We start from the raw sequence: 15,263 nt of genomic DNA on the forward strand, positions 1-15,263 counted from the left end.
CCCTAATGATGCTACTTGGGCTTGTTGCTTCAATATTTGAGTAGGAACGCCATGTACACTGTCGGAGCAATTCTCATTGCGCTTCCATCCTACTTCATTTGTTTACTACTATTTGTGGGAGCAGGAACCTTTCTTGGAAACGCTATTTACCAGACTACAGGTATATTATGGACAACTGTCGCCATTAACTCTGCCATGTCAGCCTGTAGTGCCTATGCAGCAATGTTTTTCTCCCTAAAGGTAGTTCCTAGGTCGTCAATCAAAGCAATGTTTAATATAATGACTTCTGTCGTGGTATTGAACGCAACCCTCTCTTTATACAAAGCAGCTTCTGATAACTATTCATACACTGTTGTCTACGTAGGCATTATTCTAGGAGCAGTTGCCTCTGTTCTTGGATGCTACATCTGTCAAACCACAATCCTCGAGGAGCGCTGTGATTAAGACAGAATGAACTCCTGCCATTTCACTCAAGATTACTTTACTCTAACTGTTCAAAGGTCTAAAATTCTATGCGCAAGCTCGGTTTGAAGATCCTACTCGCTTTTTTTACGATCTAATTTTTCGTTAAAGTTTAACCAAAAAAAAATTCTAGACGACTACGAGTCGTCTTTTATACTTCCAAGCCAGTAACAAATCACTACAGTGGATAAGTTGTAAGGCCTCAGACAGATATCCCCGTCTTCACCAATATGAAAACAACACCCTAATCCATACAGGATTAGGGTGTTGTTTTATGCCTATTAATCACGAAATATCTTAACAGATCCAAATAAATTTCAAAATATTCCGAAGCCCTTTATCTACGAAAAATATCAGACCGAAAATTAAACTACTACGTACCTAACCTTGTAACTTCTTCACTTCAGAATATCTAAAACATGAGACAGTATGATCATTTACCATCCCTACTGCCTGCATATATGCATAACAAATTGTAGGCCCAACAAACTTAAAGCCTTTCTTCTTCAGACTCTTACTCATTGCTTCTGATTCAGGAGTACTGACAGGAAAGTCTGACATGGAGTCCCATTTGTTGGTGATAGTTTTGCCATCCACAAAAGACCAAATATAGCGATCAAAGCTTCCGTGTTCTTTTTGAATTTCAAGAAAGCACTTTGCATTTACAATAGCTGCGTTGATCTTAAGCTTATGCCGTATAATCTCCGGATTCGTCAGCAACTGTTCTACTTTCTTCTCTGTATATTTTGAAACGACCTTAGCATCAAAATTGTCGAAGGCTTTTCGATAGCCTTCTCGCTTTTTGAGAATAGTAGTCCAACTCAAACCCGCTTGCGCCCCCTCTAAGATTAGCATTTCAAAAAGAAGGCGATCATCGTGAACGGGAACACCCCATTCTTCGTCATGATACTGCGTATCTAAAGAGTTAGAATTCGCCCATTCACATCGATTCATAAAGCTTTCTCCTTTACGCATTGCTTATTTCTATCACTTAACCATGCTAACATTCCCAGAACATATACAATTTGTATATACTCAATTCTGCAAAGCAAGCATTACATAGCACCCGCCACGGAAGAGAACTTAGGAAGGGCTATCTCATGAAAAATGATTTCCAACGGTACGTGAACTCTCTTCTGTCACGCTAAACAATTTCTCATAAATTTCTTTAAACAGACTGAACCCTTTCCCATAAAGAAAGATCTCAACCTATTCTACATCCAGCAAGATTCGGGTTGTTGGTTTGGCCTGCCATCGCTTATACAGTTCAAAAAAAGGAAAACATATGAATCCAAAAACATACTTCAACCCCGGTTGCGCGTTAAGCATATACAAACCCGAAATGGAAAACACTATTCTAGATTTCCTGAACAAAAACTATCGCGAAACGACGTTGCATAAAATCTGCTGCCGACATGATCCGCAAGTTGAAAAAGGGGCCGTGATAATTAATGTATGCGCAGGCTGCGATAATCGATTTAGCAGCCTATACGAAGGGGTATCAACACTGTCAGTATGGGAAGTAATTGATAGCCTTGATTCGTTTGCCTACCCGAATTATCAGGGATTAAAAATATCTGTGCATGATGCTTGCCCAGTACGTGAAAAAACTCAAGTACATCAAGCTGTCCGAAATCTACTAAAAAAAATGAATATCGAAGTTGTTGAAACTAAACTTCACGGAACACGCTCTGCTTGCTGTGGTGATGATTTGTATCCGAAATTTCCTGTAGAAAAAGTTCATACCATGATGACAAAGCGCGCGGATTCCATGCCTTGCGATAACGTTTGTGTATACTGTGTTTCCTGCATTAAGGCTCTGCATATTGGAGGAAAAACTCCAAGACACTTAATTGACCTTTTAATGAATGAGACAACCGAACCACAGACATATGACACCATAAAGTGGCATGAACAATTGCAGGAATACATCGACCAGCATTAACGAACGCCGCAGTCCATTTGCCTAACAATTCTATATAACCTCCGTGGAAGAATTAAGACTAAGAAGATACCGCATTCCTCCCACAGCGTTACGGACACAATCAAACTTACTTCTTTTCTATTTGTTATAACAACTCAGCCGTCCTTTTGATAGAACGGCTGTTTTCCGAGACAACTATAGACTTTTTCGCACCGCAGAATAGAATATGAAGGGGATAAGAAAAAAGAAGGAGGAGGTTGGACATGCAAGAACACAAAGAAAAAGCGACGGAGCCACAGAAACCAGACTGGAATGTCAAATTAGGCATTGGACTTTTCGCGTTCAGTATCATTCTACCTTTAACCAGCATCCCCATCGTGGCAGCCATTGAGTTATCTACGACCGCGGCAGCTTCTACTGTCGCTCTCCTTCTTGGCCTTGCTGAGGTCTGTGGCTTAGCTGCAATCGCCGTCATGGGAAAGAACGGCTATGCGTATCTTAAAGAAAAGCTTTCAAGATTTGTTAAATCTTACACTCCACCACGAGACGTTAGTAAATTTCGTTACTCAATCGGTCTAATTATGTTCAGCATTCCACTAATTGTCGGTTGGATTGCTCCATATCTTTTTGCTCTTTTCCCTGACCTTGCACCATCAAATTTCACATGGGCTCTAGTGGGTGACGCTCTCTTTTTAGCCAGCTTGTTTGTGCTCGGGGGTAACTTTTGGGATAAGTTAAATTCATTATTCGTTCATAATGCGCACGCCACTTTTAATAAAAAATGAAGGTATATTCCCAACCGACATATTCCTTCCATCAGGATGTAAAAAAACTCTTACCGACATATACGGTAAGAGTTTTTTTGTGATCATTACTATTGGTAACTGAAAAGTAATATTTTTATGCTATATTGGATGGTAAGAAGAAGAATCTTCAAACGCAACAAGGAGAAAATCGTATGGAACGTTACATCGTGCTTACCATTCTAGTTTTTTCTATCCTATTCAGCGTACTTACCTACTCCTAAGTAAACAAAAAAAGCCTTGTCGAACGACAAGGCTTTTTTCCGTTAATATGCACCATCTACGAACAGTTTACATTCACCAACGGCTTCCACAGGAAATAACGCAGTTTTTAACTCTCTACCTACAAACCAGCTGCAGCTAACCAGCCCTTTTACGGCATCAAATTTAACAACAGTCATTTCCGGTCCACCGGATTTTAACTGAATAATGTCTCCAGCTACAAATTTCATAGTGCCTCCGGATATTTTAGTCCGACCTGCTCGCTAAACCTTTCCCTTACGTGCATGCATATCATTAGATTTACATCTACCATATAATGTATACGCACTTCATACAAGTGTTCACTCTTTAAGAATACACTCTATTGAATACATTACAATAGTCATAAAAAAAGCGGAGGAAAATCCCTCCGCTTTATATTTCGATTTGTATCGAGAGCTAATTACATAGCTGCTTCGTAAATTTCCATTACATCCTGATCGGTAGGACAGCGAGGGTTAGTGAGACCGCAAGCATCTTTCTGTGCGTTGGCAGTCATTGTTGGAATATCAGCTGAACTTACTTTCTTACCGTAACGTTCGCCAAGAGCTTTTAAGCCTTTAGGGATACCTACATCTGAAGAAAGTTCACGGATAGCTTTCAAGCACTTCTGAGCAGCTTCGCGATCACTGAGACCATCAATATTTTCGCCCATCCAAACAGCCATATCTGCAAAACGATCCATCTTAGCAATCAAGTTGAATTCTTCAACGTGTGGCAGAAGGATAGCATTGCACTCGCCGTGTGGAAGATCGTAGAAACCACCAAGCTGGTGAGCCATTGCGTGAACATGACCAAGGCTTGCGTTGTTGAACGCCATGCCTGCAAGGTACTGAGCGTAACACATGCCGTCACGGGCTTCGATGTCCTGACCGTTTGCAACAGCAGCGCGAAGATGTATAGCAATAAGTTTAATTGCTTTTTCTGCACATGCATCTGTAAGTGGAGTTGCGGCAGTAGAAACGTATGCTTCAACAGCGTGAGTCAAAGCGTCCATACCTGTTGCAGCAGTAAGTGATGGTGGCATACCAACCATAAGCATTGGGTCATCCAAAGCAATGGTAGGAGTTACACGCCAGTCAACGATAGCCATTTTAACTTTACGGGAGGTATCAGTGATAATGCAGAAACGAGTCATTTCTGATGCTGTACCAGCTGTAGTGTTAACCGCTACATATGGAGGCATTGGTTTAGTAGATTTATCTACGCCCTCGTAGTCATGAATTTTACCACCATTTGCAACAACAAGGCCTACACCTTTACCACAATCATGAGCACTACCACCACCAAGGGTAATAAGAGAATCACAACCTGATTTACGATATACATCAACGCCGTCATGAACGTTTGTGTCTGTTGGGTTTGGAATTGTTTCGTCAAAAACTACACATTCCATATCTTCTGAAGCAAGCAAATCGACGATTTGCTGCGTCATACCGACAGCTGTAATCCCTTTATCTGTAACTAAGAGAGGCTTTTTGCCGCCTAACGTACGAATTTTTGCAGGAATTTCTTTATGAGCGCCAATACCTAATAAGGTAACACTTGGAATATAGAATCCATTCACTTGTTCACGTACAGCCATTTCACATCTCCGTAGTAAGTATCAGTGTATGAAAATTGTTATTACATTCGCTACGCCGCGAAGCAGATAACCTGTGTCGTAGTATATGAATACACACGGAAGCTGTCGCTCACAAATAAAAAGGTATTACTCACAGTACGGAACATTTCACACTTTAAAAGAACTGCATAAGTACAGAAGAATGTAATTTTATTCACAAACAACATGCTGGAATTCTATACCTTTCTAGTTCCCAAAATATACTTACCCAGCAAGCACTCGCAGACCTTGTTACATTTATCACAAAATTGTTTATATTCATGTAACAGATTGCGTTGTTCCTTTCTGAAAGAAAAATCCTTACTCCTAACCGAATCCTTGTTTACGCTCTTAGTCATAGTTCGGCAGCACTTTTTGGAGGAAGTATGAAGGTAACAATTGATTCTTTTGGGATTACCCCCTCTGGAGAGATCATAGAGCGGTATACTCTTGATAACGGCAAGGGGATAACCGTAGACTTAATTACATACGGTGCGACCATCTTAAAGATAGCAACTCCTGACTGCGGGGGAAATAGAAGTGACATTACAATAGGGTTTGATTCGATAGAAGATTACCTGAAAAAGAACCACCACTTTGGCTCAATTGTTGGCAGATATGCGAATAGAATTGAAGGTGCATCCTTCCGGCTTGGGGGAACAACCTATCATCTCGAGCAGAACAACGGGAAAAACCATATCCATGGCGGATCTCGAGGGTTTGATAAATATGTCTGGAGCGCTCATGTTATTGAGCATGAAGAAAGTGCTTCCGTCGTCATGCAGCACATTTCTCCTGATGGAGACATGGGATTTCCGGGCACGGTTTCTGTACAGATTGCCTACACTTTGGACACAATGGACACCCTAACCATTGATTATTCAGCATTCACAGATGCACCTACAGTACTCAATCTGACAAACCATACCTACTTCAACCTATCCGGCAACATTGGCTCTCCCATTTCAGACCACGTCATAACCGTCCATGCTGATGATTATCTTCCTATAAATGAAGAAGGCATCCCGACTCCCGAAGCTCCGCAACCAGTTGAAGATACGGTAATGGATCTGACACTCCCTAGTGTCATTGGCGACAAGCTCTACGAAAAAGATCCGCAGCTCATTTTTGCAGGTGGATTTGATCACACATATGTTCTTTCAAAAGATCACGATAAAATAGTACGGTTGGCGGCAATGCTCACACACCCTGATTCAGGGCGCAGCATCAGCATTGCGACTTCAGAACCGGGAATTCATGTGTACACAGCCAACAGTCTGGATGGTAAAACAAAATACCGTGATGGAATTGTGGTTCCAAAACACGGAGCTATTGCATTTGAAACGCAGCACTTTCCTAACTCACCTAACAGACCAGATTTTCCTACAACAGTACTGACACCAGAGCATACGTATACGCAGAAAACTAAATTCACTTTTAATAAAGTCATTACCACCTGCAATGTTAAATAAAAACAGCCACGGCGAGATCACTATTGCTGAAACTGCTGACAGACTCTTTATTACAGATTAAACCACACCTGCTAAAACACCATAAAAAGCCAAACTTTAAGTATACATAGGTATACAAAAGTTTGGCTTTTTTAAAACAATCCGCAAGGAGCAGAATTGTCAGAATCTAAGCTACCAAGCATTCTCGGTAGTTTTTATACATGTTAATATCGTCGAGTTAACAACATAAATAACAATACAAAGGGAAGAACCCATAAGGCTACAAGCCCCGCAAAAAAGACAGCCGCAAGAAAACAAACCGTCACGATTGCCCATAGTACATCACGTATCATTGGCGCCCTCCTATCTACATTTCAAGCATACAAAACCTGTGGTTGCTGAAAATGATTTGCATACAGTCCGGCGTTTCAATAACAAATGAGCCTGATTTTTTCCGACAAGGCCATTACATCGAGACGGTATATTTACTGTATCGGTACGGTTACAGTTGATATTGAGCCATTAACGTGAATTGAAGCATCTCAATCCCAACTCCATATTGTTGATTAATGTGTTTCAAAGCAGACAATAATTTGGAAATGCACTTACATAGAATGGAACAAATGCTTCAACCTCTTAGTGTGACAACGCAAAAACATTAAAGCATGTTCCATTTTCTATACAACAAGTTCAAATGCAAACCATCTAGACAACTCTGCACAGCCACTTTAAGACTCACAATCAAGATAATTAATGACTTACATTGTTTCAGTAACGATGTAACACTCCGTTTTTATTAAACCTATTGCACGGAGAATATTTCTTTAGTAATCTACGGCAATTGTTTCTATAGAAGCGCCTTCACTATTGCAGTCTTTCTTTGAATGCCTGCAATAGGCTATTTGCATTGCCACTGCATATAATTCCCAATTATATACCCTGACATTTTTCAAAAAGAGTGAAGCCTTTCTATTAAATGATGCGAAGGGCTTTTCTTTTCTCACGCAATCTTCATTATTTTTCCTTACGGTATCTTCTGCCCCTAGCAGTTCGAATCGCATGATGATGAAGAGTCTGTAATCTGCTCCGATGCGTTACGGACTTTCACATACAGGTATAGGTAAGCTGCCACATTTTTAATGAACAGTGTTCACTCGTGGCCTGCTCTAATGTTTCTTTTATGGGAGGTTTTTACTATGCGTACAACACGCACTCTTGCTCTCGTTCTTGCTTTTGTTCTCACTGCTTCATGCGCACTTGCGTCTACTCTTGAAGACGTAACTAAGCGTGGCTACCTTAAGTGTGGTACTCACATTGAAAACCCGGGCTTCTCCGCACTGGATAGCTCCGGTAAGCGTCTTGGCTTTGACGTTGATTTCTGCCGTGCTGTTGGCGCAGCAACCAACGTTAATGTAAAGTACACACCGCTCACCTCCAAAGAGCGCCTTCCTGCCCTTCAGTCCGGCGAAATTGACCTGCTTTCCCGTACAACTACTCAGACCATGAGCCGCGATACTAACCTTGGTCTCGATTTCACCGTTGTTACTTTGTACGATGGTCAGGGCCTTATGGTTCGTAAAGAGCTCGGCATCACCAAAGCAAGCGAACTCGACGGCGCTACCATCTGCCTGCAGACTGGTTCCACTACAGAACTCAACGTTGCTGACTACTTCCGTAAGCACAACATGAAATTTACTCCGGTTGTTTTCGACAAACAGCCAGACGTTCGTAAAGCATACGACACCGGTCGTTGTGACGTGCATACAACCGACGTTTCCGGTCTTGCTGCACAGCGCTCCCTTATGGAAAATCCTGAAGAACACATCATTCTTCCAGAACTCATTTCCAAAGAGCCTCTTGCTCCTGTAGTACGCCACGGCGACAACCAGTGGGGCGACATTGTTCGTTGGACCATCTGGCTCACCATGGCTGCTGACGAAAAAAGGCATTACTGCTGAAAACGTAGAACAGGTAGCAAAAGAAACTAAAGACCCAGAAGTTCAGCGTATGCTCGGTGTTACCGGCACTCTCTGGAGCAACCTTGGTCTTGATAAAGACGCACCTATCCGCATTATCAAAATGGTTGGCAACTACGGCAACATCTTTGATCGCAACCTTGGTACTAACACCCCGCTTCGACTCGAGCGCGGCTACAATAACCAGTGGAACAAGGGCGGCCTTATTTACGCTCCTCCTTTCCGCTAGGTCGATTGTAACTCACTGCCGGACAGAAACAGCACCGCGCTGTTTCTGCTTCGGCAGATTTTCAATTTGATACCGGACTCCACGTATCGACCGTACTCAATACCGCTGGTTCCGCTGAAAAACTGACACGCTCATGCAGTTTTTCTTGCTTCCGACACACAATCTCTTCGAAATATTATGTCACAACACGCACACGAAAATGCTCGCGTACCTTTCTGGCGAAACCCACAGATTCGTGCATGGTTATACCAAAGTATCATGCTCGGGGGCTTGTTATGGGTTGCGTTCATCATGTATCAAAATACATTGGCGAACCTTGAAAAACGCGGCATCGGTTCCGGCTTCGGATTCTTACAGAACGAAGCGGGTTTCAACATCGGCGAGACTCCTCCGATCCCTGTTCTTCAGGGCGGATTCCTCTGGTTTATTGCTGCTCTTATTGTAGGACTGTTTGCGTCACGAGCAATCGCAGTCTGGCTTAAGAAAAAAGGCACCGCCATTACCGCAAGTGACAAAACTGTTTTTGCCGTCATAACACTCGTCGGCATTATTCCGGTTCTTGTCCTCTTCCTTGGCAGCGACTCCATCGCTTTTACTCGTTACACTGAATCCTCCAGCTACGTAACAGCCCTTCTTACCGGTTTTGCAAACACCATTAAGATAACAATTCTTGGCTGCATTTTTTCTACAATCCTCGGATTAATTATTGCGCTCGGTAGACTTTCCCCTAACTGGCTCATTAGTAAACTATGCAGCTGGTATGTAGAATTAAACCGAAACCTGCCAGTGTTGTTGCAACTGTTCTTCTGGTATTTCATCGTACTGCAGCAGCTGCCTTCCGTGCGACAATCCATCGATGTAGGCGGCTGGTTAATTCTTAACAATCGCGGTCTATTTTTACCCGCACCAATAGCCCAGTCCGGTGCATGGCCTTTCTGCCTTGCTATCGGCGCTGCCCTTATCGGAATTTATTTCATCTGCCGCCGCTCAATGCGACTGCTGAACGAACGTGGCACTCCGGGTAAGATTGTATTGCCCTCTATTGCCTTACTGATCGGCCTGCCCGCACTTGTGTGGCTTATCGCGGGAACTCCTTTCACACTGGAATACCCAGAACTCAAAGGATTCAACTACCGTGGCGGCATCGATTTTACACCTGAATTCACTGCACTGCTTGTAGGCCTAACCGTGTATGTTTCTGCTTTTAACGCAGAAATTATCCGCTCCGGCATTCAGGCCGTTTCCAACGGTCAACGAGAAGCTGCCCGTGCAATTGCCCTTAAAGAGCGCCATGTAATGCGTCTTGTTATCCTGCCGCAAGCCATGCGCATTATTGTACCGCCAATGACCAGTGAATACCTTGCTATCGCAAAAAACAGTTCTCTAGCTGTTGCCATCGGTTACCCTGATTTTGTCAGCGTCGGCGGCACAATTCTCAACCAGTCCGGTCAGGCTGTAGAAATTGTAGGCATATGGATGGGCGTATACCTATCCTTATCCCTCGTCATTTCTCTTGGTATGAACTGGTATAACGCCAAAATAAAACTTGTGGAGCGGTAACATGGCAGAAATAATCAAAGACCGCCGTCCACCCGTCACTAAAACTGGTGTTCTCGGCTGGATACGCTCAAACCTGCTATTCCCGTGGTACAACGCGCTTCTTACTGTTGTTGCGGGCTGGGCAATTTTCTCTGCGGTTAAGCCTTTTGTCCAATGGGCAATCCTTAACGCATCGATTACACTTGATCCAACCGTTGCTAAGCAATATTCTGGCGCAGCATGGGGATTTGTCCGCGACATGTGGCCTGTCTTCATGGTGGGCATCTATCCGGAAGAACACCGGTGGCGTCCGGCAGTAGCATTACTGATTGTGCTTGCACTTATTATGCTGACTCTTGTCCGCAAATTCCGTGGCACAAAGTGGCTCTATACTCTGTGGGGACTCTCTCCTGTTGCTGTCTACCTTGTTATCCACGGTGGCTTCTTCACCGGACTGGAAGTTGTAGACACGCATTACTGGGGCGGGCTTATGCTTACGCTTATTCTCGCTTCCGTAGCAATGCTGTTTTCATTCCCTATCAGTGTATTACTGGCTCTCGGACGTACTTCCGACATGCCGATTATCAAGTCCTTCTGCGTGGCATATATTGAGCTGGTTCGCGGGGTTCCGCTTATTACCATTCTGTTTATGGCATCTGTAGTGCTTCCGCTGTTCCTTCCAACAGATATGGAGCTGGATAAGGTATTGCGTGCTATGGTGGGTATCACCATGTTCTTCTCTGCCTACCTTGCAGAAAACATTCGAGGCGGCTTACAAGGTCTCGGTAACGGACAATACGAAGCAGCCGATGCCATCGGCATGGGATACTGGCAGAAGACATTACTGATTGTTCTGCCGCAAGCGCTACGCATTGTAATTCCGCCGATGGTTAACAACTTTATCGGTATTCTTAAAGACACATCACTGGTTGGTATTGTAGGTCTGGTTGATCTGTTGCAGATTGCCTTTGCAACTACCTCCAACCCCAAGTGGTTCGGTAGGCTGGAAGAAGCATATGTATTCGTAGCACTTTGGTACTGGATTCTTTGCTACTCACTGTCCCGCTACAGTCAGCACCTCGAAAAGAAATACGCGTCCAAGTAGACAGGTAAGGATATAATTATGAGTCAGATTCATACTGCAACCCATCTTGCTGGTAATCAGGTCATTATAGAGATGGACGGCGTAAACAAATGGTACGATCAGTTCCATGTTTTAAAAGATATTAACCTGCAGGTTCGCCAGCAGGAAAAAGTGGTAATCTGCGGCCCTTCAGGTTCCGGTAAGTCTACCCTTATCCGTACACTGAACCGTCTTGAAGAGCATCAGGAAGGCGACATCATTGTTGATGGCACTACCCTGACAAACGACACCAAACATATTGAAGTAATTCGCCGCGAAGTAGGCATGGTGTTCCAGCAGTTCAACCTGTTTCCGCACTTGTCTATTCTGGACAACGTAACAATCGGCCCGATCTGGGTGCGCAAAATGCCTCGTAAACAGGCAGAGGAAATTGCGTACACATTTCTCGAACGCGTTGGCATCGGCGAACAGGCAAACAAATTCCCCGGTCAGCTCTCCGGCGGTCAGCAGCAGCGCGTAGCTATCGCCCGCGCTCTTGCCATGCAGCCAAAAATTATGCTTTTTGACGAGCCTACATCCGCACTTGATCCTGAAATGATTAAAGAAGTTCTCGACGTAATGCGCGAGCTTGCGGATCAGGGTATGACCATGATCTGTGTTACACACGAAATGGGTTTTGCCCGTGAAGTTGCCGACACCATGGTGTTCATGGATCAGGGTCAGATTGTAGAATATGCTCCTGCGAAGGAATTTTTCTCCAACCCGCGTGAAGAACGCTGTAAAGCATTCCTTGAACAGATTCTGAATCACTAAGCCGACAACACTCACATTTCCAATTTTAGAGAGAAGCCTAATAGCTTCTCTCTTTTTTTGTTCACACGAAATAACCAACGTCACAATAGCTTAACATGATTCGCTAAAAAGATTTCAAGCCGTCATCACGAAGTAACAGGCACACTGCAAAAAGGTCGCAATACTTTTAGAGGTTGCGCCGTATGCGCCAAACAAAATGCCCCGAGCATGAATCCAATAGTTTCCAACAAGTTTACAACAGGTGACAGAAATATTTCTCGCAGCCTGCCAACAAGCTTAAGGAGTACGTGATGCGTTTCTTAGGACTACGTTCTGTTTCAGCAATGTTATGTGCACTTATCGTGCTTACCGGTTCTGTCTGTATTACCCATGCCGAAGAATACTACTCCGGCACTCCAGCTAAGTATGTGTTTCTCTTCATCGGTGACGGCATGGGCATTGCTCAAAAAATGTCTACCGAAGCAGTCACTGGTGAACAACTTGTCTTTGACGACTTCCCTGTTCAAGGCATCACGACCACACAGGCCAACAACAGATTTATTGTTGGATCAGCTGCCGCCGCAACTGCCATGAGCTCTGGTCAAATTACAAATATCGGCATGATCGGTATGTCTCCAAACGGAAAAAGCGTAAAAACAATTGCAGAAATGGCGCGTGATAACGGCCAAAAAGTCGGCATTGTTTCAAGCGTATCCATTGACCACGCAACTCCTGCCGCATTCTATGCTCACGTTCCAAAGCGCTCACAGTATCACTATATTGATCATGCTCTCGCAGCTTCCAATTTTGACTACTTTGCAGGTGGCGGTCTTAAAGATCCCAAAGGCACACGCAAAGGCATTGAAGCTCGCGGCAACGCAGTAACAGCCATTAAAAAAGCCGGATACAAAATAATATCCAACCGCAGCGGATTTGAAAAACTTTCAAAGAGTAGCGGCAAAGTGCTTGCGTACAACGAGTGGTTGCAGGATTCCGGCGCAACACCATACGAAATTGATCGCCGCACACAGGATATCTCTCTGGCCGAATTTACTGCAAAAGGCATTGCCCTGCTCGACAACCCAGAAGGTTTCTTCCTGATGGTTGAAGGCGGTAAAATTGACTGGGCTTGCCATGCAAACGATGCAAAAGCCGCAGTCATGGACACCGTAGCTTTCAACAACGCCGTAAAAGAAGCCGTGGCGTTCTATAAAAAACATCCTAACGATACGTTGATAGTCGTCACTGGTGACCACGAAACTGGTGGCATGACTCTCGGCTTTGCCGGAACCAAATACGAAAGCCATTTTAATGTGCTTGATGCACAGACTGTCTCTTTTGAAAAATTCACTCAGGAAGTCATGGAGCCTTTCAAAAAAGCAGCTCACGGCAAAAATACGTTCGAAGACATCAAACCGCAGATTACAAAATACTTTGGTCTCAAGTTTGAAGGTAACCCTAAAAAAGATACCATGGTGCTTAAGCCGTATGAAGTTGCCAAACTTCAAGAAGCATTCATTCAGTCTATGGCTGGACAACTCATCAAAAACAATTCTCCACAGGCAGCCATTCTGTACGGTAGTTACGACCCGCTTGTTGTGGCTGTAACCCACACTGTAAACAACAAAGCCGGTCTTGCGTGGACGTCCTTCAAACACACAGGCACTCCTATTGTAACCAGTGCAATTGGTGTCGGTGCAGAAAGCTTTAGAAACAATTACCATCAGTCCGAAATTGCTAAAAAAATTATGGCGGTAATGGGCATTGCCCCTGCTGTAAGCGTAGCATCTAAGTAGCATTAGTCTATGGCCCCAGAAATGGCGGTACGTTTCCCCTCGTACCGCCATTTCATTTCTGCTCTTATCCAGCTGCAAAATAAGGTGAAGACTGTGCGTACAAAATCGACAACACGAGACAACATTCTCATTGGTGTTTTTTTACTTCTCTCTATTGTTCTCTGGAATGTTCCAACACCGTTTGATGACAGAATAGACGACACTGCCGAACAATTTAAAGGCGAAATTCTTTCAGTTGATAACAGCCAGCTCCAACGACATTCGCTGGTAACTGTTGGTGTACAGATTCTTGATGTCACAATGCTGGAAGGCGCACGCAAAGGGGAAACTTTTACGGTCAGTAACCAACTCATGGGTCGACTCGACATCGACAAGGCTTTCTCCGTAGGTGATACGGCCTTACTCGTTGTCACCCATACACCGGAAGGGGCAATAGATACAATTGTCCCTCAGGATCACTACCGCATAGATCTTGAGCTAGGTTTGCTTTTCTTGTTTGCCCTGCTGTTAATTCTCTTCGGCGGCAAAACGGGGGCAAAAGCATTACTCAGTTTCATTTTTACGGGACTTGTATTGTGGAAAATTTTTATTCCGTCTCTGCTTCTCGGTGTTGATCCCATATGGCTTGCACTCGCAATTGTAGCAAGTCTCACGGGTACAATCATTTTTCTTGTGGCAGGACTAAGCCGTATGGGAACAGTGGCTTTTCTGGGAGCAATGCTCGGGGTAGCAAGTAGTTGTGGTCTGGCAGTATGGGCAACAAGTGCCTTCAAACTTCACGGTGCCATAATGCCCTTCGCAGAAACGTTGCTCTACGCAGGGTATGCTCACTTGAATATTACGCAGATTTACGTGGCAGCCATTTTTGTAGCAGCATCCGGTGCCGTTATGGATTTAGCAATGGATGTGGCGGCAAGCTTGCAGGAAGTCGTGGACACTCACCCGTCAATCAGCAGAAAAGAGGCATTGTTCTCCGGTCTCAGAGTCGGACGCGCTGTGGTGGGTACCATGACGACTACTCTGCTACTTGCATATTCAGGCGGCTATGTAACCTTGCTTATGGCTTTCATGGCTCAAGGTATTCCCGTCATCAATATGTTCAACATGCTCTATGTCGCCGCTGAGGTAGTCAAAACGCTAGTGGGCAGTTTCGGCCTTGTGCTTGTTGCGCCGTTTACCGCGTGCATCGGAGCAATTCTCTTCACACAGAAAAAAGAAAGTGCTCAGCCGCAAAAGCAACTGAGCACTGTATTACAAAACTCATAGGGTAACGCACTGCGTCACATCAGTACTACAAATTCACCAAATTTTCTATTCAAACAGAGCTCAGCCCTGCCGATCAT

At 44.1% G+C, this 15,263-nt stretch carries 14 protein-coding genes; 11 read left to right on the forward strand and 3 right to left on the reverse strand.

Features of this window, described 5'->3' with window-relative positions; translation table 11 throughout:
• Window positions 1–51 precede the first annotated feature (51 nt).
• Window positions 52–444 (forward strand): hypothetical protein, encoded by a 393-nt coding sequence (locus tag MKHDV_RS12920; RefSeq protein WP_160715945.1) that lies wholly within the window; start codon window positions 52–54, stop codon window positions 442–444.
• Between the two features lie 399 nt (window positions 445–843).
• Here MKHDV_RS12920 and MKHDV_RS12925 read toward each other — a convergent pair whose 3' ends face one another.
• Window positions 844–1,437 (reverse strand): DNA-3-methyladenine glycosylase I, encoded by a 594-nt coding sequence (locus MKHDV_RS12925; protein ID WP_254060483.1) that lies wholly within the window; start codon window positions 1,435–1,437, stop codon window positions 844–846.
• A 310-nt stretch (window positions 1,438–1,747) separates the two neighbouring features.
• Here MKHDV_RS12925 and MKHDV_RS12930 point away from each other — a divergent pair, with 310 nt between their 5' ends.
• On the forward strand, window positions 1,748–2,407 hold the full coding sequence (locus MKHDV_RS12930; RefSeq protein WP_160715947.1) for a (Fe-S)-binding protein: 660 nt from the start codon (window positions 1,748–1,750) through the stop codon (window positions 2,405–2,407).
• A 242-nt stretch (window positions 2,408–2,649) separates the two neighbouring features.
• A complete protein-coding gene (locus tag MKHDV_RS12935; RefSeq protein ID WP_160715949.1) occupies window positions 2,650–3,171 on the forward strand; it encodes a transporter suffix domain-containing protein in 522 nt (173 codons plus the stop codon).
• Between the two features lie 284 nt (window positions 3,172–3,455).
• On the opposite strand, the gene MKHDV_RS12940 is transcribed toward MKHDV_RS12935, so the two are convergent.
• On the reverse strand, window positions 3,456–3,641 hold the full coding sequence (locus MKHDV_RS12940; protein ID WP_160715951.1) for a YodC family protein: 186 nt from the start codon (window positions 3,639–3,641) through the stop codon (window positions 3,456–3,458).
• A 212-nt stretch (window positions 3,642–3,853) separates the two neighbouring features.
• Window positions 3,854–5,035 carry an iron-containing alcohol dehydrogenase gene (locus MKHDV_RS12945; protein ID WP_160715953.1) on the reverse strand — a complete coding sequence of 394 codons (1,182 nt, stop codon included), beginning with the start codon at window positions 5,033–5,035 and terminating at the stop codon, window positions 3,854–3,856.
• A 404-nt stretch (window positions 5,036–5,439) separates the two neighbouring features.
• On the opposite strand from MKHDV_RS12945, the gene MKHDV_RS12950 reads away from it, so the two are divergent.
• The 8 genes from MKHDV_RS12950 (at window position 5,440) to MKHDV_RS12985 (ending at window position 15,186) form a co-directional block, all read left to right on the forward strand.
• On the forward strand, window positions 5,440–6,525 hold the full coding sequence (locus MKHDV_RS12950) for an aldose epimerase family protein (RefSeq protein WP_160715955.1): 1,086 nt from the start codon (window positions 5,440–5,442) through the stop codon (window positions 6,523–6,525).
• Between the two features lie 1,175 nt (window positions 6,526–7,700).
• Complete coding sequence (locus tag MKHDV_RS12960; RefSeq protein ID WP_254060484.1) at window positions 7,701–8,462, forward strand: amino acid ABC transporter substrate-binding protein; 762 nt, start codon at window positions 7,701–7,703, stop codon at window positions 8,460–8,462.
• The gene (locus tag MKHDV_RS18985; RefSeq protein WP_254060485.1) at window positions 8,404–8,709 is read left to right on the forward strand and encodes a hypothetical protein; all 306 of its coding nucleotides are present in this window, start codon (window positions 8,404–8,406) and stop codon (window positions 8,707–8,709) included. The genes MKHDV_RS12960 and MKHDV_RS18985 overlap by 59 nt, the downstream gene beginning before the upstream one ends.
• A gap of 177 nt (window positions 8,710–8,886) precedes the next feature.
• The gene (locus tag MKHDV_RS12965) at window positions 8,887–10,269 is read left to right on the forward strand and encodes an amino acid ABC transporter permease (protein ID WP_160715959.1); all 1,383 of its coding nucleotides are present in this window, start codon (window positions 8,887–8,889) and stop codon (window positions 10,267–10,269) included.
• 1 nt (window position 10,270) lies between these two features.
• Entirely contained in the window at window positions 10,271–11,353 is a 1,083-nt protein-coding gene (locus tag MKHDV_RS12970) for an amino acid ABC transporter permease (protein WP_160715961.1), read from the forward strand.
• A gap of 18 nt (window positions 11,354–11,371) precedes the next feature.
• Window positions 11,372–12,145, forward strand: a complete 774-nt coding sequence (locus MKHDV_RS12975; protein ID WP_160715973.1) for an amino acid ABC transporter ATP-binding protein — start codon at window positions 11,372–11,374, stop codon at window positions 12,143–12,145.
• Between the two features lie 290 nt (window positions 12,146–12,435).
• Window positions 12,436–13,920: an alkaline phosphatase gene (locus MKHDV_RS12980; RefSeq protein WP_160716129.1), complete on the forward strand. Its 1,485-nt coding sequence runs from the start codon at window positions 12,436–12,438 to the stop codon at window positions 13,918–13,920.
• Window positions 13,921–14,013: 93 nt separating this feature from the next.
• Entirely contained in the window at window positions 14,014–15,186 is a 1,173-nt protein-coding gene (locus MKHDV_RS12985; protein WP_160715975.1) for a YibE/F family protein, read from the forward strand.
• Window positions 15,187–15,263 lie beyond the last annotated feature (77 nt).

Origin of the sequence: Halodesulfovibrio sp. MK-HDV (genome assembly GCF_009914765.1) — a bacterium.
GTDB lineage: Bacteria > Desulfobacterota > Desulfovibrionia > Desulfovibrionales > Desulfovibrionaceae > Halodesulfovibrio.

Excerpts from the sequence above, each read along its gene's own strand:
- MKHDV_RS12920 (WP_160715945.1), top strand. The coding sequence starts at position 52 with ATGTACACTGTCGGAGCAATTCTCATTGCGCTTCCATCCTACTTCATT.
- MKHDV_RS12925 (WP_254060483.1), bottom strand. The coding sequence starts at position 1,437 with ATGCGTAAAGGAGAAAGCTTTATGAATCGATGTGAATGGGCGAATTCT.
- MKHDV_RS12930 (WP_160715947.1), top strand. The coding sequence starts at position 1,748 with ATGAATCCAAAAACATACTTCAACCCCGGTTGCGCGTTAAGCATATAC.
- MKHDV_RS12935 (WP_160715949.1), top strand. The coding sequence starts at position 2,650 with ATGCAAGAACACAAAGAAAAAGCGACGGAGCCACAGAAACCAGACTGG.
- MKHDV_RS12940 (WP_160715951.1), bottom strand. The coding sequence starts at position 3,641 with ATGAAATTTGTAGCTGGAGACATTATTCAGTTAAAATCCGGTGGACCG.
- MKHDV_RS12945 (WP_160715953.1), bottom strand. The coding sequence starts at position 5,035 with ATGGCTGTACGTGAACAAGTGAATGGATTCTATATTCCAAGTGTTACC.
- MKHDV_RS12950 (WP_160715955.1), top strand. The coding sequence starts at position 5,440 with ATGAAGGTAACAATTGATTCTTTTGGGATTACCCCCTCTGGAGAGATC.
- MKHDV_RS12960 (WP_254060484.1), top strand. The coding sequence starts at position 7,701 with ATGCGTACAACACGCACTCTTGCTCTCGTTCTTGCTTTTGTTCTCACT.
- MKHDV_RS12965 (WP_160715959.1), top strand. The coding sequence starts at position 8,887 with ATGTCACAACACGCACACGAAAATGCTCGCGTACCTTTCTGGCGAAAC.
- MKHDV_RS12970 (WP_160715961.1), top strand. The coding sequence starts at position 10,271 with ATGGCAGAAATAATCAAAGACCGCCGTCCACCCGTCACTAAAACTGGT.
- MKHDV_RS12975 (WP_160715973.1), top strand. The coding sequence starts at position 11,372 with ATGAGTCAGATTCATACTGCAACCCATCTTGCTGGTAATCAGGTCATT.
- MKHDV_RS12980 (WP_160716129.1), top strand. The coding sequence starts at position 12,436 with ATGCGTTTCTTAGGACTACGTTCTGTTTCAGCAATGTTATGTGCACTT.